Annotated in this window: 19 protein-coding genes; 9 read left to right on the plus strand and 10 right to left on the minus strand. The window is 72.1% G+C overall.

Annotated elements, in window-relative coordinates; genetic code table 11:
- Positions 1 to 844 precede the first annotated feature (844 nt).
- Positions 845 to 1,369 (minus strand): hypothetical protein, encoded by a 525-nt coding sequence (locus ACZ5Y0_RS23485; protein ID WP_469130647.1) that lies wholly within the window; start codon positions 1,367 to 1,369, stop codon positions 845 to 847.
- 174 nt (positions 1,370 to 1,543) lie between these two features.
- Here ACZ5Y0_RS23485 and ACZ5Y0_RS23490 point away from each other — a divergent pair, with 174 nt between their 5' ends.
- Both ACZ5Y0_RS23490 and ACZ5Y0_RS23495 read left to right on the plus strand, forming a co-directional pair.
- On the plus strand, positions 1,544 to 2,479 hold the full coding sequence (locus ACZ5Y0_RS23490; RefSeq protein WP_469130648.1) for a hypothetical protein: 936 nt from the start codon (positions 1,544 to 1,546) through the stop codon (positions 2,477 to 2,479).
- A 408-nt stretch (positions 2,480 to 2,887) separates the two neighbouring features.
- Entirely contained in the window at positions 2,888 to 4,207 is a 1,320-nt protein-coding gene (locus tag ACZ5Y0_RS23495) for an SLC13 family permease (RefSeq protein ID WP_469130649.1), read from the plus strand.
- A gap of 207 nt (positions 4,208 to 4,414) precedes the next feature.
- Here ACZ5Y0_RS23495 and ACZ5Y0_RS23500 read toward each other — a convergent pair whose 3' ends face one another.
- From ACZ5Y0_RS23500 to ACZ5Y0_RS23520, 5 genes are all read right to left on the minus strand, one after another.
- Positions 4,415 to 4,921 (minus strand): hypothetical protein, encoded by a 507-nt coding sequence (locus ACZ5Y0_RS23500; RefSeq protein WP_469130650.1) that lies wholly within the window; start codon positions 4,919 to 4,921, stop codon positions 4,415 to 4,417.
- Positions 4,905 to 5,396 carry an RNA polymerase sigma factor gene (locus ACZ5Y0_RS23505; RefSeq protein WP_150472971.1) on the minus strand — a complete coding sequence of 164 codons (492 nt, stop codon included), beginning with the start codon at positions 5,394 to 5,396 and terminating at the stop codon, positions 4,905 to 4,907. Before ACZ5Y0_RS23505 ends, ACZ5Y0_RS23500 begins: the two co-directional genes overlap by 17 nt.
- Positions 5,393 to 5,998 (minus strand): class F sortase, encoded by a 606-nt coding sequence (locus ACZ5Y0_RS23510; protein ID WP_469130651.1) that lies wholly within the window; start codon positions 5,996 to 5,998, stop codon positions 5,393 to 5,395. The genes ACZ5Y0_RS23505 and ACZ5Y0_RS23510 overlap by 4 nt, the downstream gene beginning before the upstream one ends.
- Positions 5,995 to 6,369, minus strand: a complete 375-nt coding sequence (locus ACZ5Y0_RS23515) for a sortase-dependent protein (protein WP_469130652.1) — start codon at positions 6,367 to 6,369, stop codon at positions 5,995 to 5,997. Before ACZ5Y0_RS23515 ends, ACZ5Y0_RS23510 begins: the two co-directional genes overlap by 4 nt.
- Positions 6,370 to 6,618: 249 nt before the next feature.
- A complete protein-coding gene (locus tag ACZ5Y0_RS23520) occupies positions 6,619 to 8,058 on the minus strand; it encodes a gamma-aminobutyraldehyde dehydrogenase (RefSeq protein WP_469130653.1) in 1,440 nt (479 codons plus the stop codon).
- A gap of 171 nt (positions 8,059 to 8,229) precedes the next feature.
- Here ACZ5Y0_RS23520 and ACZ5Y0_RS23525 point away from each other — a divergent pair, with 171 nt between their 5' ends.
- The 7 genes from ACZ5Y0_RS23525 (at position 8,230) to ACZ5Y0_RS23555 (ending at position 15,156) form a co-directional block, all read left to right on the plus strand.
- Positions 8,230 to 8,745, plus strand: coding sequence for an Lrp/AsnC family transcriptional regulator (locus ACZ5Y0_RS23525; RefSeq protein WP_383238205.1), 516 nt, complete (start codon positions 8,230 to 8,232; stop codon positions 8,743 to 8,745).
- 19 nt (positions 8,746 to 8,764) lie between these two features.
- Positions 8,765 to 10,129 carry an aspartate aminotransferase family protein gene (locus ACZ5Y0_RS23530; protein WP_469130654.1) on the plus strand — a complete coding sequence of 455 codons (1,365 nt, stop codon included), beginning with the start codon at positions 8,765 to 8,767 and terminating at the stop codon, positions 10,127 to 10,129.
- A gap of 225 nt (positions 10,130 to 10,354) precedes the next feature.
- Complete coding sequence (locus ACZ5Y0_RS23535) at positions 10,355 to 11,095, plus strand: ABC transporter ATP-binding protein (RefSeq protein ID WP_469130655.1); 741 nt, start codon at positions 10,355 to 10,357, stop codon at positions 11,093 to 11,095.
- Positions 11,077 to 12,555 carry a hypothetical protein gene (locus ACZ5Y0_RS23540; protein WP_469130656.1) on the plus strand — a complete coding sequence of 493 codons (1,479 nt, stop codon included), beginning with the start codon at positions 11,077 to 11,079 and terminating at the stop codon, positions 12,553 to 12,555. Before ACZ5Y0_RS23535 ends, ACZ5Y0_RS23540 begins: the two co-directional genes overlap by 19 nt.
- Positions 12,556 to 12,709: 154 nt before the next feature.
- Positions 12,710 to 13,129, plus strand: coding sequence for a VOC family protein (locus ACZ5Y0_RS23545; RefSeq protein ID WP_469130657.1), 420 nt, complete (start codon positions 12,710 to 12,712; stop codon positions 13,127 to 13,129).
- A gap of 35 nt (positions 13,130 to 13,164) precedes the next feature.
- Positions 13,165 to 14,292, plus strand: coding sequence for an LOG family protein (locus ACZ5Y0_RS23550; RefSeq protein ID WP_469130658.1), 1,128 nt, complete (start codon positions 13,165 to 13,167; stop codon positions 14,290 to 14,292).
- Between the two features lie 156 nt (positions 14,293 to 14,448).
- Entirely contained in the window at positions 14,449 to 15,156 is a 708-nt protein-coding gene (locus ACZ5Y0_RS23555; RefSeq protein WP_469130659.1) for an LAETG motif-containing sortase-dependent surface protein, read from the plus strand.
- 53 nt (positions 15,157 to 15,209) lie between these two features.
- Here the strand turns inward: ACZ5Y0_RS23555 and ACZ5Y0_RS23560 are convergent, their stop codons facing one another.
- The 4 genes from ACZ5Y0_RS23560 to ACZ5Y0_RS23575 are packed head-to-tail and all read right to left on the minus strand — an operon-like array spanning position 15,210 to position 19,846.
- Positions 15,210 to 16,058 carry a maleylpyruvate isomerase N-terminal domain-containing protein gene (locus ACZ5Y0_RS23560; protein WP_469130660.1) on the minus strand — a complete coding sequence of 283 codons (849 nt, stop codon included), beginning with the start codon at positions 16,056 to 16,058 and terminating at the stop codon, positions 15,210 to 15,212.
- Positions 16,059 to 16,083: 25 nt separating this feature from the next.
- Positions 16,084 to 17,100, minus strand: coding sequence for an ABC transporter ATP-binding protein (locus ACZ5Y0_RS23565; protein ID WP_469130661.1), 1,017 nt, complete (start codon positions 17,098 to 17,100; stop codon positions 16,084 to 16,086).
- On the minus strand, positions 17,100 to 18,782 hold the full coding sequence (locus ACZ5Y0_RS23570; RefSeq protein WP_469130662.1) for an ABC transporter permease: 1,683 nt from the start codon (positions 18,780 to 18,782) through the stop codon (positions 17,100 to 17,102). Before ACZ5Y0_RS23570 ends, ACZ5Y0_RS23565 begins: the two co-directional genes overlap by 1 nt.
- The gene (locus tag ACZ5Y0_RS23575; protein ID WP_469130663.1) at positions 18,758 to 19,846 is read right to left on the minus strand and encodes a thiamine ABC transporter substrate-binding protein; all 1,089 of its coding nucleotides are present in this window, start codon (positions 19,844 to 19,846) and stop codon (positions 18,758 to 18,760) included. Before ACZ5Y0_RS23575 ends, ACZ5Y0_RS23570 begins: the two co-directional genes overlap by 25 nt.
- Positions 19,847 to 19,867: the final 21 nt, after the last annotated feature.

Here is a 19,867-nt window from a genome sequence, read left to right on the forward strand (position 1 = left end):
CATCGTCGACGCCGACGTGGCCGTTCAGGGCGCGGTCGACGTCGTCGTGGACGAGTGGCCGCCGGTCCGCGACCAGCTCGTCGGCGCCTGCCGGTCACGAGCCTGCGCGGCGGCGATCGTGCGCCGGTGCCACCCGACTCGGTCGTCCGCGCACGCGCTCCTGCGCGCACCCTGTCGGCAGGGGATGGTGCCTGGCGACGTCGGGGGCCACACTTGGAGACGGACGTCGGGCCGGCGCGACTACGGATTGCCGCGCCACGGGAGCGGCGGAGAGGGCCTCCGCCCGGGGTCCTTCGTCTGGAGCGGCTCGGAGCAGGGAGCGGCGTGCGGTGGCGGGCGGACTTCCTACGCCTTTCGGGCAGGGCGGGTGGATCGCGGGGCGGCGGATGGAGCCAGGAGGCAACCCCGGCGGCCGGCGGCAACGCGGCGGGGGCGTTGCCGGGCCCCGCGAGCCCGGCCTTGCCGAGACGGGAGCCCTTAGGGGGCGATCCCCGACAACACCCCTGACTGACAAGGCACTTGCTCCGGGACAGCCTGGGAGTCGGGCGCCCTCCCCAGTGACGATCCGCCCGGCGGCCGGAGGATGATCACGCATCCGACACCGCTCCCTCAGGAGCCTTCCCGTATGCACACTCGCCGCCGTAGCGTCGCCCTCGCCGCCTCACTGGGGCTCGCCCTGGGCGCGGGCCCCCTGGCCGTCCCCGCCTTCGCCACCCCCACCCCGGCCGACCCCACTGCGGACACGGCCGAGCCAGCCCCGGCGGCCTCGACGCACGGGCTCTGTGCGAGGCGGTCGCCGGCGAGGGCATGAACCCGGTGGCCGAGCGCATCGCCCGCGCCGCCCTCAAGCAGCGGACCGCGCCCACGGATTGGGGGCGCTGAGCGCCTCCAACCGCCTGATCTTCTGCCGGACGACATACAGCGGGATCACACCGAACACGCCGAACGACATGTCCAGCACGCTCCACCAGAAGGGGATGCCGCGGATCGGCCCGCAGATCAGGGCCAGCGGAATGATCCCGGCGCAGGCGATCATCGCGAACTCGACGACCCAGATGTTGCGGACCGGGTCGCGGTAGGGGCCGTAGAACGCGACCGCGATGACGAGGTGCGCGAAGGCCAGCCAGTCCGTGCCGTAGAGCATGAAGGGGTGTTCGGCGTCGACGGTGTCGAGTCCCTGCCGCACCCGCACGATCCAGTCCATGAGGGCGGGGAGGCGCTCCGGCGCGGACATGGCCCGCAACAGGTGCTCGGTCCAGCGCAGTTCGTGCACGAGCGGGAAGGCCGTGGCGCCGCTGAGCACCAGGCAGACGACGAAGAAGACAAGCCAGGCTCGGATGCCCTGGAGAAGGGCGGCTCTGTCGCTCATGCGGGCAGCGTACGCCCACCTATTGAACATGTTCAAAAACAGGTGCGCTCCGACCACGCCGACAACCCGCTCCTTCTTTTCTTGGTACCCCTGGGGGGTATATAGTGCTGTCCTGGATACCCCCAGCGGGTATCCAGGAGCAGGTGAACGGAAGAGACAAGTCGGGAGTCCGGTATGAACCCCCTGCACAAGATCGGCGCGTTCACGGCGGCACTGGCCGCGGCCTTCGGCGCCGCCTACGGGATCGGCGCCGCGTTCGGCCCGATCGACCATGAGACGACGGCCGCCGGACACACCGAGAGCCACAGCTCGGAGCCGGCCGGGAAGACGCCGGCCGGGAACCTCCTCCCGGCCGGCCTCCAGGTCTCCCAGGGGGGTTACACCCTGGACCTGGAGACCACCGCCGTCCCGGCCGGGACACGGAGCACCCTGCGCTTCGTCGTGCGGGACGCCGACGGTGAGCCCGTGACCCGGTACCAGGCCGCCCACGGCAAGCAGCTCCATCTGATCCTCGCCTCACGCGAGCTGACGACATACCGCCATCTGCATCCCGTCCGGGCCGCCGACGGCACCTGGACCACACCGGTGGACCTGCCGGCCGCGGGCGGCTACCGGGTCTTCGCGGACTTCGTGCCCGCCGGTGAGAGCGAGGGCCTCACCCTCGGCTCCGACCTGACGGTCACCGGGCCGTACCGGGCGAGTGAACCGCCCGCACCCGCGGCCACCGCCACCGTCGACGGATACACCGTCGCTCTCAAGGGCACCCTCGCCGCGGGCGGAGAGAGCGGCCTGACCTTCACCGTCCGCCGTGACGGACGGCCGGTCACCGACCTGGAGCCCTACCTCGGCGCCTACGGCCATCTCGTCGCCCTGCGCTCCGGCGACCTGGCCTACCTGCACGTCCACCCGCACGAGGAGGCGGAGGGCGACAGGACGTCCGGACCCGAGGTGGCCTTCACGGCCACCGCGCCCAGCGCCGGCAGCTACCGGCTGTTCCTGGACTTCAAGGTCGACGGGACCGTCCGCACGGCGGCGTTCACGGTACGGACCGGCTCCGACGCCGGCACTCACACGGAGGCGCCCCACGAGGAGACCTCGCACGGCCACTGAGTCCACCTCAGCACGGTTCCTCCTCCAGCGGCTCACACGCCCGACCTCCGGCGGGTGTCCGTCCAGCCCCCGGCTCGAACCGGGACATGCCGACCCCGAATCCGCCCGCCGGACGGAGCCGGCGGCCCGGCGCCCGACAGTTCGGCGGCCCAGCGGCCCGGCAGCCCGGCCGGGGTGGCGCGCGGAGCGGCCGGGCCGTCCCCGGGGAGGCCGCACAGCCGTACGGTGGCGCGGGCGTCGCCGGTGGCCGGGCGGCGCCGCCCGGTCCGGACGGGCGACGGTGAGCAAGCACCCGAACGCACCGGTTTCGCAGCAGCCCCTTCCCGGCCCAAGGCCTCCCGACGGGGAACCTCTGCCCGGCAGCACCCCCTGGCTGAAGTGGCGCACGGGTGTGCGATCCTTCCGGGCGTGGGTGTTTTGCGGCGTCTTCACGCACTGGACTGGGTGTCGATCGGTCTCCTCGTGACCGGGCTCGGCTGCGTGGCCACGGGGCTGCTCCCCACCGCCTCGGCCTCCGACGCGATGACCCGCGTCGCCCCGCTGCTCGCGTTCCTCGGCACGGTGATCGTGCTCGCCGACCTCACCAGTCGCGCGGAGGTCTTCGACGTGGTCGCGGCCCAGGTCGCCCGCGCCGGGAGGGGCAGATACCCGCTCCTCTTCCTGCTCTGCGTGGCGTTCGCCTCCGTCACCACCATCGCCCTGAACCTGGACACCACGGCGGTCCTCCTCACCCCGGTGATGCTGGCACTGGCCACCCGGCTCGGCATCGCGGCGGTCCCCCTGGCGATGACCACGGTCTGGCTGGCCAACACGGCCAGCCTCCTGCTGCCGGTCTCCAACCTGACGAACCTGCTGGCGGCCGACCGGGTCGCACTGTCCCCGCTGGGCCTGGCCGGCCGTATGTGGGCCCCGCAACTCGCGGCGATCGCGGTGACGACGGCCTGCCTGTGGGGGTTCTACTGGCGGCGGGGACGGCGTGGTGCGGCGGGACCGGCCGAGACGACCCCGGGTGCGGGGCCGGGCGCGGCGCGCGTGGAGGACGTACAGGCGGAGGCCGTTCCCGCGATGCGGAGTGTGGACACGGCGGAGGGTGCGCAGACGGCGGGGAGCGCGGACCGTTATGTGCCGCCCGGTCCGCACCGGCCCGCCGACCCGGTGCTGTTCCGCGCCTGCGCGCTGGCTTGCGGCGGGTTCCTGCTGGCGATCCTGGTGGCGGACGTGGAGCTGTGGGTGGCGTCCGCGGCGGCCGCCGCGGTCGTCGTGGCGGCGTTCGCGGCACGCGACCGCGCGGGGCTGCGGCTGTCGCTCATCCCGTGGCGGCTGCTGGTGATGGTCCCCGGCATGTTCCTGGTGGTGGAGACCGTCGACGCCAACGGCCTGCACGGTTTGCTCGCCTCCGCGGTCGGCCACGACGGCGGCATCGCGGGCATGTTCCGCGCGGCGGCGGTCGGCGCGGGCCTGTCCAACGCCCTGAACAACCTCCCCGTCTACCTGGCCGGCGAGGCGGCCGTCCCCCTCACCCACCACGACCAACTCCTCGCCCTGCTGGTCGGCACCAACGTCGGCCCGGTGATCACCCCCTGGGCGTCACTGGCGACCCTCCTCTGGTACGAACGCTGCCACGCGTACGGCGTACGGGTTCCGCTGGCCCGCCTGATGGGAACGGGCGCGGTCCTCGCGGTGGCGGCGGTGACGGCGTCGGTGGGGGTGCTGGCGATCACCGGCTGAGGCGTGGCATTACGCCCAGCCGGCCTGCGGCAGTCTCGAGGGGGGCCTGCGTCGGCGTCGGGGGCCGTGCCTCCGCCCGCCCCCTTCCACCAGCCTGCTTCCGGACGGCTGCCGCGGCGTCCCGCGGGTCAGGGACTCACCCTGCCCCGAGGGTGAGTCCCGGAGGAGGAGCGAGGACCGTCCGCGGCCGCGGTCCACGAAGGGGCCTCAACGGCGCGCACCGGCCGCCGAGGGCGCGATCGAGGGCGTACTGCGCGCGGCGGACGGCGACGGAGACGGGGCGATCGTCCGCCGAACCTCGGTGCGCTCCGGGCTCGGTACGGGGGCGGCGCCGCGGTGGCGGGAGTCCTCCGGTGCGGTGGGGCCGCTGCTCGTGGGGACGTCCCGGTGAACGGGTTGGCGCGAGCGGAACGACGGTGTCGGCACGGCGGAGGGGCTGCTCGCGGGCGGCGGGGCCATCGGGGCCGTCGGGGCGGCTGGCTCGTCCGGCCCGCCGAGGCGCAACGGCAGCACGACGAGCGTGACGACCGCGCAGGTCACGCTCACTCCCACCGCGGTTCGCACCAGCCGGCGGCAGAGGGCGCCTCGACGGACCGCCTCGAAGTGGCCGGGCGGCGGGGCGAGGTGGCGGGAGGGGGGCCGCAGGATGACGGTCAGCGGGTCGTCCGCGACGCGGGTGCCGTCGTCGGCGTCGTCGTCAGCGTGCGTGATCAAGGCTTCTCCCCAGGTGTGCGCGGAGCAGTTCGCGGGCCGCGTGCAGATCGGCCTTGACGGTCCCTTCCTTGCGCCCGGTGAGCACGGACACCTCCCGGATCGGCATGTCAGCGTAGTAGTGCAGGAGGATGGGCACGCGCAGCCGGTCCGGCAGCGACTGCACGAGCAGCCGGACCGACGGGTCGGCGGGCTGGGCGGGCGGATTCACCGCCGCCTCCACGGTCGCCCGGCGCACGGCCCGGCGTTCGCGTTCGAGCTTGCGCCAGTGGTCGCGAACCAGATTGGCTGCGGTGACGTAGAGGAACCCCTGCGGTTCGGCGACCGCCGTCCAGCGCGCCCAGAGCCGGGTGAACGCCTCCGAGGCGATCTCGTGGGCGGTCTCGTCGTCGTCGACGAGCCGACGGCACCAGCCGGCCAGGCGCGGGTAGAGGGCGGCGAACAGTTCGGCCGCCGCCCGCTCACGAGAGCGTTTCACCGTTCTCCAGCGGAGGTCAGGACCGCGAACACGATCAGGTTGTCGCGGTACCCGTCACCGGTCAGCGGCCCCCCGCAGGTGATGAGACGAAGCTCCGGCCGGTCCACGTTCCCGTAGACGTCGGCCGTGGGAAACCCGGCCTTGTCGACGGTCCGTACGGCGGTGACGGCGAAGTCCGCTGTCGCGCCGTTCTCCAGGCGCGCCGTGATCCCGTCGCCCGGCCGCAGCCGGTCGAGGTGGCGGAAGACACCGTCCCCGTACCTGCCGACCGTGACATGGCCGAGGATCACCGACGGCCCGGTCTGGCCGGGCGTCGGCGAATACCGGTACCAGCCGGCCCGGTCGTCGGCGGTGACGGCGGGCACCTCCACACTGCCGTCGGCCTGAAGACCCAGCCGCACGACCGGGGTGTCGACCCCGATGGCCGGAATGCGCAGGACGACGGGCGCGGAACGGCCGAGCGGACGTGTCTCCCGCGCCGGGGGAACCGGCACGGGAGGCGGTGTGCTCGCGGCCCGCTCGGCCGGGTGGCCGCCCGAGCAGCCCACGAGCAGGCCGGCGCCGGCCGCGGTGAGGAAGGCGCGCCTGGAGTACGGGCTCATGCGCCGGTCGTCCTCCGGCGACGCAGGACGTACACCCCGGCCCCGCCCGCGGCGAAGGCCGCCGCGACGCCACCGCCGATCAGTGTGCCGTTGCCCGGCGACTGCGCGGGCGTCGTGGCCTCACCGGTGTCGGCCGCGCCGCGGGGGATGAGGGGGACCTGGCTCCGCATGCCGGACGGCACCGCGGTGGGCGCGGACCGCGGGGTCCCCCCGGGCGGAGCCGGGGCGGGGGCAGCGGTGGGGGCCGTCGCGGGGGTGGACGCGGCGGGTGTCGGCGTCCCCCGGTCGGCGAACGCGGGCCCCGCCCCGATCAGCAGGACGGTGCCCGCAACCACCAGGGCGTTGAGGCCGGTTCCGCTTGTGAATCCCATGAGTCGCTCTCCTTCGTCGGTCCGCACGGGTCGCGTGACGGATCGAGCGGAGAGACGAGACAGCGGGGACACAGGTTGTAAAGAGATGGCAAAGCCGCAATCGTGGGCGGACACCGAACGGCCCTGCCACGGACGGGAGACCTCCGTCCGGGGCAGCGCCGCGGGACGTCCGTCCCCCGCGCACCGGCGCGGTCGAACCGCCGTAGGCCTACGCGTCCAGCGACGTCATCCGGCCGAACCGCCGTCGCCCTACGCGTCCAGCGACGTCATGACGTGCTTGATCCGCGTGTAGTCCTCGAAGCCGTACCCGGACAGGTCCTTGCCGTAGCCGGACTTCTTGAAGCCGCCGTGGGGCATCTCGGCGACCAGGGGGATGTGGGTGTTGATCCACACGCAGCCGAAGTCGAGCTTCTTGGACATACGCATCGCGCGGCCGTGGTCCTTGGTCCACACCGAGGAGGCGAGGGCGTACTCCACACCGTTGGCGTACTCGACGGCCTGCTCCTCGTCCGTGAAGGTCTGGACGGTGATGACCGGGCCGAAGACCTCGTTCTGGACGATCTCGTCGTCCTGCTTCAGGCCACTGACGACGGTCGGGGCGTAGAAGTAGCCCTTGTCGCCGACCCGGTGGCCGCCCGCCTCGACCCTGGCGTGGGCCGGGAGTCGCTCGATGAAGCCGGTGACCTGCTGGAGCTGGTTGGGGTTGTTGAGCGGACCGAACAACACGTCCTCGTCGTCCGGCTGCCCGGTCTTCGTCTCGGACGCGGCCTTGGCCAGGGCCGCCACGAACTCGTCGTGGATGGCCTCCTGGACGAGGACGCGGGTGGCGGCCGTACAGTCCTGGCCGGCGTTGAAGAAGCCCGCCACCGAGATGTCCTCGACGGCCTTGGCGATGTCGGTGTCCTCGAACACCACCACCGGCGCCTTGCCGCCCAGCTCCAGGTGGACGCGCTTGAGGTCCTTCGACGCGGACTCGGCGACCGACATGCCGGCGCGTACGGAGCCGGTGATGGACGCCATCGCGGGGATCGGGTGCTCGACCATCAGACGGCCGGTGTCGCGGTCGCCGGTGACGACGTTGAAGACGCCCTTGGGCAGGATCGAGCCGACGATCTCGGCGATCAGGACGGTGGAGGCCGGGGTGGTGTCCGACGGCTTGAGGACGACCGTGTTGCCGGCCGCGATCGCCGGGGCGAACTTCCACACCGCCATCATCATCGGGTAGTTCCAGGGCGCGACCTGCGCGCAGACGCCGACCGGCTCGCGCCGGACGATCGAGGTCATGCCGTCCATGTACTCGCCGGCCGAGCGCCCCTCCAGCATCCGCGCCGCGCCCGCGAAGAAGCGGATCTGGTCCACCATGGGCGGGATCTCCTCGGACCGCGTGAGCCCGATCGGCTTGCCGGTGTTCTCCACCTCGGCGGCGATCAGCTCCTCGGCGCGCTCCTCGAAGGCGTCCGCGATCTTCAGCAGGGCCTTCTGCCGCTCGGCCGGAGTGGTGTCGCGCCACGCCGGGAACGCGTCCGCGGCGGCCTTCATGGCGGCGTCCACGTCCGCCGGGCCGGACAGCGGGGCGGTCGCGTACGCCTCGCCCGTTGCGGGGTTGACCACCTCGGTGGTCCGCCCGTCGGCGGCGTCCCGGAACTCACCGTCGATGTAGTTGCGCAGACGACGCAGTTCGGTGCTCACTGCCGGCCTCCTGTGTCAGGGTCGAACTGTCCAATCACTGAGACACCCACCCTAATCGGCCGACCGACGTTTTCAACACCCCCGATTGCGCCACTACTGCGAAATCCGCAAGTCTCAGTCACGTAAACAACGAATTTCATCGCCTTAGCCTTGCGCAACTGTCGAGACGTCGTGCAGAGTGACGTCGTGGCCAGTCGAAGCGCAGAGCACCGGGACTCCCGCGAGTCCAAGAACGGCACCCCTCACCTGGATGCCGTCAGCCTCGGCATCATCGAGCAGCTCCAGGAGGACGGCCGCCGGCCCTACGCCGCGATCGGCAAGGCCGTCGGCCTCTCGGAGGCGGCCGTGCGCCAGCGCGTCCAGAAGCTGCTCGACCAGGGCGTGATGCAGATCGTCGCCGTCACGGACCCGCTCACCGTGGGCTTCCGCCGGCAGGCGATGGTCGGGATCAACGTCGAGGGCGACACCGAGGCGATCGCCGACGCGCTCACCGACATGGCGGAGGTCGAGTACGTGGTGATGACCGCGGGCTCGTTCGACGTCCTCGCCGAGATCGTCTGCGAGGACGACGACCACCTGCTCGACGTCATCAACAAACGCATCCGTGCCCTGCCCGGCGTGCGCTCCACCGAGAGCTTCGTCTACCTGAAGCTCAAGAAGCAGACCTACATGTGGGGAACCCGATAACCGTGAGGACCCGATAACCGTGAGCACCAAGGACCTCAGCCGCACCGCGTACGACCACCTGTGGATGCACTTCACCCGCATGTCCTCGTACGAGAACGCTCCCGTCCCGACGATCGTCCGGGGCGAGGGCACCTACATCTACGACGACAAGGGCAGGCGCTACCTCGACGGTCTCGCGGGCCTGTTCGTGGTGCAGGCCGGCCACGGCCGCACGGAACTGGCCGAGACCGCCTTCAAGCAGGCGCAGGAGCTGGCGTTCTTCCCGGTGTGGTCCTACGCCCACCCCAAGGCCGTGGAGCTGGCGGAACGCCTCGCCCACCACGCGCCCGGCGACCTGAACAAGGTCTTCTTCACCACCGGCGGCGGCGAGGCCGTCGAGACCGCCTGGAAGCTCGCCAAGCAGTACTTCAAGCTGACCGGCAAGCCCACCAAGTACAAGGTCATCTCGCGCGCGGTCGCCTACCACGGCACCCCGCAGGGCGCCCTGTCCATCACCGGCCTGCCGGCCCTCAAGGCCCCCTTCGAGCCGCTCGTCCCGGGCGCGCACAAGGTCCCGAACACCAACATCTACCGCGCCCCCCTCTTCGGCGACGACCCGGAGGCCTTCGGCCGCTGGGCCGCCGACCAGATCGAGCAGCAGATCCTGTTCGAGGGCCCGGAGACGGTCGCCGCCGTCTTCCTGGAGCCGGTCCAGAACGCCGGCGGCTGCTTCCCGCCCCCGCCCGGCTACTTCCAGCGGGTCCGCGAGATCTGCGACCAGTACGACGTGCTGCTCGTGTCGGACGAGGTCATCTGCGCCTTCGGCCGCCTCGGCACGATGTTCGCCTGCGACAAGTTCGACTACGTCCCGGACATGATCACCTGCGCCAAGGGAATGACCTCGGGCTACTCCCCGATCGGCGCCTGCATCATCTCCGACCGCCTGGCCGAGCCGTTCTACAAGGGCGACAACACCTTCCTGCACGGCTACACCTTCGGCGGCCACCCGGTCTCCGCGGCCGTGGGCCTCGCCAACCTCGACCTGTTCGAGCGCGAGAACCTCAACCAGCACGTCCTCGACAACGAGGGCGCCTTCCGCGCCACCCTGGAGAAGCTGCACGACCTGCCGATCGTCGGCGACGTCCGCGGCAACGGCTTCTTCTACGGCATCGAGCTGGTCAAGGACAAGGTGACCAAGGAGTCCTTCAGCGACGAGGAGACCGAGCGCGTCCTGTACGGCTTCCTGTCCAAGGCCCTCTTCGACAACGGCCTGTACTGCCGTGCCGACGACCGCGGCGATCCGGTCATCCAGCTCGCCCCGCCGCTGATCTCCGACCAGGAGACCTTCGACGAGATCGAACAGATCCTGCGCGCCACGCTGACGGAGGCGTGGACGAAGCTCTGACGCCCTTCGGCGATCCTCCACCCCGTCTTTGGGATCTTCCTTTCAGGTGATCAACACCGGCCCCGGTGCCGTCCGTTCGAGTGAGAAACGGCGGCCCGGGGCCGTGTGCTGTCCGGATGCCCGACCCGGCCTGCCTAGCGTGCCAGTGACCGATCGGCCCGGCCTTCGTTCCCCCGGACGGGGGAACGACACGGGAACTACGGATCTGAACGAAGGTGTACGCCCATGGAGGCCCCGCCGGACAACGACGTGCTGTGGGCACGCTCCCTGCACTACACGCACCCCGACGGCTCACCCGCGCTGAGCGGCGTGTCGCTCGGTGTGCGGGAGGGCGAGATCCTCGCCGTCACCGGCCCGCGAGGCAGCGGCAAGACGACCCTGCTGCACTGCCTGTCCGGGCTGGCCCGCGGTCAGCGCGGCGAGGTCTGGTTCAACAGCCTCCCCGTGCACACCATGGGTTCGACGGCCCGCGACCGGCTCCGCCGCGACCGCTTCGGCTGGATCGACCCGGCCCCGGTGCTCGTCCCCGAACTGAACGTCTGGGAGAACGCGGCCCTCCCCCTGATGCTGCGCGGCACCAGTCGCCGCCGGGCCAAGGCCGCCGCCCTGGAGTGGCTGGAACGCCTCGACGTCGGTGACAAGTCCCGCCTGAGACCCCACGAACTGACCCAGGCGGAACGTCAGCGCGTCTGCATCACGCGCGCCCTCGCGCCGGCCCCGTCGGTCCTCTTCGCGGACGAGCCGACGGCTCCCCTGCACCGCGCGGACCGCGGCCACGTGCTGCGCACCCTGACCACGGCGGCCCGCTCGCACGGCATCACCGTCGTCCTGGCCACCCACGACACCGAGACCGCGGCCCTCGCCGACCGCACGGTCTCGCTGCTGGACGGACGCCGGGTGCGCACCGTCCATCTGCCGCCGGTCACCGAATCGGAAGGCCGGGCGACGTGCTCGCTCTCCGCCTGACCCGCGGCGCCCATCCGGCCGTCCAGCTGCGTCGTCTCCTCCTCGCGACGGCCTCGGCGGGCACGGGCTTCCTCCTGCTGTGCACCCTCGGCCACGCCCTGAGCCACCCCGACACCCCGGCGGGCTCCGCGCTCCGGTTGGCCTGGTGCGCCGTCCCGCTCGCCGCCACCGTCCACTTCGCCCTCGCGGTCGCCCGTACCGACCCCGGCACCCGCCCCCGCCCCGGCCTGGCGGCGATCGGCCTGGGCCCCGCCCGCCTGATGGCGATCTCGGCGACCACGACGGCCCTGTCCACCACCCTCGGGTCGATGCTGGCCCTGCTCCTCTTCCTCCACCTCCGCGGCGACCTCACGGGCATGCCCTTCGACGGCGCGGCGGCATCGTTCCTGGCAGCGGACATCCCCCTGCCCCTCCCCGCCGCCCTCACCCTGCTGGCCCTGACCCCCGCGGCCTCCTCCCTCGCCGTAGGCCTCACCCTCCGCCCCCGCGACACCCGCCTCGCGGTGAACTCCCCGGGCACCGGCCTCGCCCTGCGCCGCTTCGCCACCTCCACGAAGCTCCAGGAGACGTTCGGCGCCTACGGCAGATTCGGCGCGAGACAAGCCCGGAGAACCGCGGCCACCCCGGCCGTGGACGGCGACGCCCAGCCACTCCGTCGAGCCGCGGGAACGCGAGCCGCCCGGGGCGCCACGGGTGGGCGAGGAGGGTCCCCCCGCTGGAACGAGGCCGGGAGCGGGGAAGGCGACCCACAGGCGCCGGGCGGCACCACCCGCTCGCCCTCCCGGGCCGACGGCACCTCTGGAACCCCGGCTCAGGCAACCGGCCCCACCCCGGCCGACGCCCCGCTCGACCCACCCCGTCCCAACCCCACCACCCTCCCCTGGGGCGCGGCCCTCCTCGCCGCCGGCCTCGCCGTGGAGGCCTACGCCGGCCGTACCCCCGGCCACCACCTGAGCCTCCCCGGCGGCCCCACCGGCCCCGCCGCCGTCCTCGTCGGCTGGACCCTCACCGCGATCGGCCTCGCCGTGGCCGGCCCCAGCCTCACCCACCTCTGCGGCCGCCTCCTCCAGGCCGCCCGCCCCGGCGCCCTCCGCCTCCTCGCGGGCCGCGGCCTGATGGAAGAGGCCTCCCGCATCGGCGCCCCCCTCGGCGTCCTGTGCGCGGTGGCCTCCGGCGCGTACATGATGGCCGTCCTGTACGACCCCGCGGACCCGTCCTTCGGCCCGCTCACCGCCCTCGGCGCGACCCTGGTCGCCGGCTGCGCCCTCGCCACGCTCCTCACGGCCGCGGTCGAGGCCCGCCAGGCCCGCGCCGACACGACAGCCGCCCTGCTCCGCCTCGGCGCCCCGTCCACGGTGCTGCGCAGCGCGGCGGCGCTCCGGGCCGGCGCCCTCGCCGCACTGTTCGTCCCACTCACCCTGACCGTGGCAGCCCTCGCGGCCCTCCCGCTGACCTCCTGAGGCCGTGCCCGGAACCGCACGAGAATCCGCGCGAGAAAAGCCTCGGCCACCGATGACTTCCGCGCACCCCCCGGGTCTACCCCACCGAAGAACACGCGCGACACCACGCACACGCGCCGCGCACGAGCCGTACGACTCGATGGGAGACACCCCGATGAGCACCCCGGCCTACCAGCAGATGGTCTTCGTCAACCTGCCCGTGAACGACCTGGACGCTTCCAAGAAGTTCTTCACGGAGCTGGGCTACTCGATCAACCCTCAGTTCAGCGACGAGAACGCGGTTTCCGTGGTGATCAGCGACACGATCATCGCGATGCTGCTCACCAAGCCGTTCTACGCGACCTTCACGAAGAAGGAGATCGCGGACGCCACCAAGACCAGCCAGGTCATGATCGCGCTGAGCGCCGAGAGCCGGGAGAAGGTCGACGAGCTGGTCGACCGCGCCCTGGCCGCGGGCGGCGCGCCGGCCAACGAGACGCAGGACCACGGCTTCATGTACGGCCGTTCCTTCGACGACCTCGACGGCCACACCTGGGAGGTCGTCTGGATGGATCCCTCGGCGATCCAGGGCTGATCCGCGAGCGACGACCGCACGCCTAGCATGGGCGGGTGCATCCGACACCCGCCCAGCCGTTCGACGGCACCCACGACCGTGAGATCGAGTCCCTCGCCGAGTTCGACGAGGTGGTCTCCAGCCGGGGCACCCTGTCCCACTTCCGCGTCCAGTCGGTCGACCTGACGGACCGTACCGAGGTCCTGCTCACCCTGGACACCGCGGGCGCCGTCTTCCTCGGCTGCCCGATGGACCCGGCCGCGGCGACGAAGGCGCGCACCTCCGGCGCCCTGGTCTTCCCGCCGATACCCGGTCTCTCCTTCGACCCGTACCGCGGGCTCGTCTACACGCCCGACGAGTTGTTCGCCTCACTCGACGAGGGCTACGAGTCGACCCCGGACGCCCGGACCTACCGCTGGTTCCAGCAGACGAAGGCCGACGGCGACATATTCGCCTCCATGCTCCGCTCGATCCATGACGACGCCGTCTCCGACGCGCTCGACGAACTCCTCGTCGGACACCGGGTGGTAGGGGTCATGGGCGGCCACGCCATGGCCCGCGGGACGGACGCGTACGCCGGTGCCGCGCGCCTCGGCCGCGTACTCGCCCGCTCCGGACTGACGGTGGCCACCGGTGGCGGTCCGGGCGCGATGGAGGCGGCGAACCTCGGCGCCTACGCGGCCCCGTTCCCCGACGGCATGCTCCCCGAGTCGCTGGAACTTCTCGCGAAGGCGCCGAAGTTCACGCCCTCGGTCACCGACTGGGCGTCGGCCGCCTTCGACGTCCGCGCCCGCTGGCCGCAGGGCGGCACCTCAGTGGGAATCCCCACCTGGTTCTACGGCCACGAGCCGCCGAACCCCTTCGCCGCGCACATCGCCAAGTACTTCTCCAACGCCAGCCGCGAGGACGGCCTGCTGGCCCGCTGCAACGCCGGTGTCGTGTTCCTGCCCGGCGCCGCCGGGACCGTACAGGAGATCTTCGACAACGCGACGCCCAACTACTACGAGTCGCGCGGCGAGCCCACGCCGATGGTGCTGGTGAACCGGGAGCACTGGACGGAGCGGCTGCCTGCCTGGCCGCTGCTGCGGAAGCTGGCCGAGAAGCGGTCGATGGGCGACCGTATCGCCCTGGTGGACCGGGTCGAGGAGGCTCCTGAGGCGTTGAAACGTCTCGGCGGTTCATGAGCGGGCAAAGCCGAGCGGCTGGAAGCATCGACGCATTGACACTTCTTATGGAACGCTTATAGACCTGAGGGACCCCTGGGGAGGCTGTCGCCGCCGCATCGGGGGCGGCATCTCCCCCTCCGCCCCCCGCAGTTGCACATCACGTAAAGGACAAACGTGCCCCCATCCCGCCGTACCGCCGCTCGTTCGGTGCGCATGTTCGGTCTCGTCGGCGCCTCGGCCGCCCTTGTCCTCGGCGCCTCCGGCTCCGCGCTGGCCACCGACCCCGTCGGCGTCGGGCAGTTCTCCGCGGCAGCCTCCTGCGACGGCTCGAAGGGTGTCATCACCGTCACCGACACGGACGCGACGGCCACCCCCGCGGTCGTCACGGTCTTCCTCCAGAACAACAACGCCGACCTGAAGCGGATCGGCAAGCCCACGCCGGTCAAGGGTTCGGCCGAGGGCGTCACGGCCGTCTTCGCCGAGCAGTGGCAACCGAACGCCGAGTACCGGGTGCACGTCAAGGCCGGCACGTTCGAGGCCGACATCACGCCCAACCTGACCACGCCCGCCAAGGCCTGCGCCGCCGACGACGCCCCCACCGCCTCGCCGACCCCCTCCACCCCGGCGTCGACCCCCTCCGACACCGCCACCTCGCGGGCCGAGTCGGTCACGCCGACCCCGTCGGCCTCCGAGAGCGACAGCGCCGCGTCGGCGGACACCGCGAGCAACGCGCCGTCGCCCGCGGCCCAGGAGGCCAACCTCGCCGAGACCGGCGCCAGTTCGCGCACGGGCCTGATCGTCGGCATCGCGGCCGCCCTGGTCGTCGTCGGCGGCGGAGCGGTCTTCCTCGGCATGCGCCGCAAGGGGACCGGAAACCGCTGATCCGACCGCGTGGCCCGCCCCCTACCGGGGGTAGGGGCGGGCCACGCGCCGGTTCAGCCGAAGATCGTCTTGTCCAGCCAGAACTCCAGCAGCTTCCGCTCGCCGAGGACCTCCAACCCGGGTGCGTCCAGCGGCAGTCGGCGGTAGAACGCGAGCAGGACCGAGGTGAGCGGGCCGCGCAGCGTGACGGTCGCCTTCTCATGGCTGCTCCGGCGCCAGACGATCCCCTGCTCGGTCAGCTCCACCAGCATCCCCCACCCTTCGGACGGAAAGACCCCCGTCCCGCCCGGCCCGGCGTCCAGCCCGGCCGGGGCGTCCGTGGCGAGAAGTCGGATGGTGCGGCCCCGGTGTTCCGCGGCGCGCAGCTCGTCGGACGCCCGGTGCGGCAGGTTCCGCTGCACCCACTCCACCAGGTAGAGCCACTCGTCGAGCGCGTCGGCGGCGATCTCGGGCGCCACCTCGTAGGGCAGCCCGGCGGTGAGTGCGGCGTCAGCGCGGTGCACGGTGATCTCGTGGGTCATCCGGCGGGCCCAGAAACGGACGTTGCCCTCGCCCGCCCAGCCCCACACCCTGGTGTCGGGCCCGGCCTCCCGCAACGCGGCCACCACCGCCTCACCGGTCCGGGCGAGCCAGGCGTCCAGCGCGGCCGGATCACCCACGGGCTCCGGCCCGCCGTGCGAGGGGACCCGCTCCTGCGGGATGTCCTCCTGCGCCCGCGTCCGCACCAGCAGTTCCACCCAGCACAGGACACCGCCGGTGTGCCGGACGAGCTGCTCCAGGGACCAGTCGGGGCAGGTCGGCACGGTTGCCGAGAGATCGGCACCGGAGGTGACGATGGACCGCAACTGGCCCACCTGGCGAGCGATTTCGTCGCAGTACCTGTCATGCGCGAGAAGGGTCATGCGCCACACGGTACGGCCGGAACGATCAGTCGAGCACGACGATTTCGGCCGAGTCGAACTCCACTCCGACCGTGTCCCCGACCTCCGGCGCGAGCCGCAGCGCACAGGCGGCCTCCAGGCGCGGCGCGTCCTCCGGCTGAAGGTGGACGGCGACATGGGTGCCTTTGAAGGTGCGGGCGGCGACCGTGCACGGCAGGCCCAGCCGGGCGTCGACCAGCCGTACCCCCGCCGGCCGCACGAGCAGCGTCCGGGCGCCCTGCGGGGAACCGGGGGGCACCGGCGTCTTGCCCCAGGGCGTGTCCGCGGCCTCCCCGGCGACGCTCGCCTCCACCACGTTGTCGAAGCCGAGGAAGCGGGCCACGAACGCGTCCGCCGGCCGCTGCCACACCTCGAGCGGCGTGCCGGACTGGGCGATCCGGCCGTCCCGCATCACCACGACCCGGTCGGCCAGCGCGAACGCCTCGCCCTGGTCGTGGGTGACGGCCAGCACCGTGGTGCCCAACCGGGCGAACAGTTCCCTGAGTTCGACGACGAGGCGTTCCCGCAGCGTCCGGTCGAGCTGCCCGAGCGGCTCGTCCAGCATGAGCAGCCGTGGGCTGGGCGCGAGCGCTCGGGCCAGCGCGACCCGCTGCTGCTCACCACCGGAGAGCGCGGCGACGGACCGCCGGGCGGCATCCGGCAGCCCGACCAGGTCGAGCAACTCGTGTACCCGTTCCCGCTGTCGGCGCCGGTCGGTGCCGCGCATGCGCAGGCCGAAGGCGACGTTGCCGCCCACGTCCCGCTGCGGGAACAGCTGATGGTCCTGGAACATCAGCCCCAGACCGCGCCGGTGCGCGGGCACGTCCGCCTGGTCACGTCCGTCGAGCACGACCCGTCCGGCGTCGAGGGGTTGCAGTCCGGCCACGACCCTCAGCAGCGTCGACTTGCCGCTGCCGCTGGGCCCGAGCACGCACACCACCTCGCGCTCGGCGACGGCGAGATCGACGGCGTCCAGTACCGCCCGCCCTCCGAACCGCACGGTCGCGCCTTCGAGCCGCAGCATCAGAACTCCCCCGTACGGTCGGTGCGCAGCCGCTCCAGCACCAGCAGGGCGATCGCGCACACCAGCATCAGAATCGTCGAAAGTGCCATCGCCTGGCCGTAGTTCATCTCGCCGGCCCGCCCCAGCAACCGTGCCACGGCGACGGGCAGGGTCGGGTTGTCGGGCCGCGCGATGAACACCGTCGCGCCGAACTCCCCCAGCGACACGGCGAAGGCGAACCCGGCCGCGACCAGCAGCGCCCGTCGCACCATCGGCAGGTCCACCTCCCGCCACACCCGCCACGGCGACGCCCCGAGCACGGCCGCGGCCTCCCGCAGCCGCTCGTCCACGGCCCGCAGCACCGGCAGGATGGTCCGTACGACGAACGGCACGCCGACCAACGCCTGCGCGAGCGGCACCAGGATCCAGCTGGCCCGCAGGTTCAGCGGAGGTTCGTCGAGCGCGATCAGAAAGCCGAAGCCGACGGTCACCGCGGAGACGCCCAGCGGCAGCATCAGCAGCGCGTCGAACCCGCGGACCAGGCGCCCGGCGTCCCGCCGGGTCAGGGCCGCCGCCGCCAGCCCGCCGATCGTCACCGCGATCACGGTGGCGGCGAGGGCGTACTCCAGCGAATTGCCGATCGCCTCGATCGGCGGGACCAGGAACACGTTGCCGTCGTCGCTGGTCAACGCCCGGTAGTAGGCGAGGTCGGGGGCGTCGAGGGAGCGCTGCACCAGCACGGCCGGCGGCAGCACGAGCAGCAGCGCGACGGTGCCGAGCACCCCGGCCAGCAGGGCCCACTGCCCGGCGCCGCGCGGCCGCCGCGCCGTCCCGGCCGCGTCCACCAGCCGCAGCGCGCTCTCCCGCCGCCGTACCGTCCAGGCGTGCACGGCGAGGATCGCGCCCACGGCGGCGAACTGGACGATCGTGAGGACGGCGGCCGTCGACAGGTCGAAGATCTCCGAGGTCTGCCGGTAGATCTCCACCTCCAGCGTGGAGAACGTCGGCCCGCCGAGGATCTGCACCACGCCGAAGGAGGTGAAGGTGAAGAGGAACACCATGAGCGTGGCGGCGGCCACGGCCGGCGCAAGGGCCGGCAGGGTGACCTGCCGCCAGGCCCGGAAGGGCGAGGCGCCCAGCATCCGGGCGGCCTCCTCCTGCCGCGGGTCGAGCTGCGCCCACAGTCCGCCGACCGTCCGCACGACGACGGCGTAGTTGAAGAAGACGTGCGCGAGCAGGATCGCCCACACGGTGGTGTCCAGCCGTACACCCCACAGGTCGTCGAGGAGACCGCCGCGCCCGACCAGTGCCAGGAACGCGGTACCTACGACGACGGTCGGCAGGACGAAGGGGACGGTCACCACCGCCCGCAGGACCTGTTTGCCGGGGAAGGAGAAGCGGGCGAAGACGTAGGCGGCGGGCAGCGCGATCAGCAGGGTGAGCGCGGTGGAGGCGAGCGCCTGCCAGGTGGTGAACCACAGGACGTGCCGGATGTCGGCCTGCCCGAGCACATCGAACAGGCGTCCGAAGTGCCAGCCGCCACCGGAGTGCAGTCCGCGCGCGAGGATCGCGCCGACCGGATAGGCGAAGAACAGCCCGAAGAACGCGACGGGCGCGGCCATGAGACCCAGCCGCGTCGCGCTCCCGGTACGCCGGCGTCGCGTGGCCGCCCGCCGGTCTACTTCAGTACGAGCGAGGTCCACGACTTGACCCACTGGTCGCGGCCCGCGGCGATCTTCGCCGGGTCCATCGTCTGGGGATCCTTGGCGGCCGGGCCGTACTCGGTGAACTCGGCGGGCACGGCCGCGCCCTTCGCCACCGGGTAGACGAACATGTTGAGCGGCATGCTCTCCTGGAACTCCTTCGAGAGCATGAAGTCGATCAGCGCCTTGCCGCCCGCGCTGTTCTTCGCGTTGCTCAGCAGTCCGGCGAACTCGACCTGCCGGAAGCAGGTGCCGGTCGCCACGCCGGTCGGCGCGGTCGTCGGCTTCGGATCGGCGTAGATCACCTCGGCGGGCGGCGAGGAGGCGTAGGACACGACGAGCGGCCGGTCCCCGCCGGCCTTCCTGCCGCCGGCCGAGCCGGAGAACTCCTCGTTGTAGGCCTGCTCCCAGCCGTCGACCACCTTCACGCCGTTGGCCTTGAGCTTCTTCCAGTAGTCCTCCCAGCCTCCCCGGTCCCCGTCCCCGTACTCGGCGGCGGTGCCCAGCAGGAAGCCGAGGCCGGGCGAGGAGGTGGAGGCGTTCTCGGTGACGAGGAGGTTCCTGTACGCCGGCTTCGCCAGGTCGTCGAAGGTGGCGGGCGGCGCCAGCTTGTGGTCGGCGAAGTACTTCTTGTCGTAGTTGACGCAGATGTCGCCGTAGTCGACGGGGGTGACCCGGTGCTTGCCCGCGTCCAGCTGGTACTGCCCCTCGACCTGGTCGAGTCCCCGGGCCTCGTACGGCTGGAAGAGGCCGTTGTCGAGCGCGCGGGACAGGAGCGTGTTGTCGACGCCGAAGAAGACGTCGCCCTGCGGGTTGTCCTTGGTGAGGATCGCCTTGTTGACGGCCTGCCCGGCGTCGCCGTCCTTGAGGACCTTCACCCGGTAGCCGGACTGCTTCTCGAAGTCGGCGAGCACGTCATCGGAGACGGCCCACGAATCATGGCTGACGAGGGTGACGGTCTTGTCCGAGCTCTGCGAGGAACCGCCGGCGTCCGACGATCCGCAGGCGGACAGCGTGACGAGACCGAGACCGACGGCCGCGGTCACGAACGTCCTGGTGTGCACTGGAATTCCTCCTGGAGGTGA

It is taken from the genome of Streptomyces sp. NPDC033216 (assembly GCF_055577115.1).

Bases quoted from the DNA above. Each gene is read 5' to 3' on its own strand.
- ACZ5Y0_RS23490 (WP_469130648.1), top strand. From the start codon at position 1,544: ATGAACCCCCTGCACAAGATCGGCGCGTTCACGGCGGCACTGGCCGCG.
- ACZ5Y0_RS23565 (WP_469130661.1), bottom strand. From the start codon at position 17,100: ATGCTGCGGCTCGAAGGCGCGACCGTGCGGTTCGGAGGGCGGGCGGTA.
- ACZ5Y0_RS23485 (WP_469130647.1), bottom strand. From the start codon at position 1,369: ATGAGCGACAGAGCCGCCCTTCTCCAGGGCATCCGAGCCTGGCTTGTC.
- ACZ5Y0_RS23510 (WP_469130651.1), bottom strand. From the start codon at position 5,998: ATGAGCCCGTACTCCAGGCGCGCCTTCCTCACCGCGGCCGGCGCCGGC.
- ACZ5Y0_RS23560 (WP_469130660.1), bottom strand. From the start codon at position 16,058: ATGACCCTTCTCGCGCATGACAGGTACTGCGACGAAATCGCTCGCCAG.
- ACZ5Y0_RS23545 (WP_469130657.1), top strand. From the start codon at position 12,710: ATGAGCACCCCGGCCTACCAGCAGATGGTCTTCGTCAACCTGCCCGTG.
- ACZ5Y0_RS23515 (WP_469130652.1), bottom strand. From the start codon at position 6,369: ATGGGATTCACAAGCGGAACCGGCCTCAACGCCCTGGTGGTTGCGGGC.
- ACZ5Y0_RS23535 (WP_469130655.1), top strand. From the start codon at position 10,355: ATGGAGGCCCCGCCGGACAACGACGTGCTGTGGGCACGCTCCCTGCAC.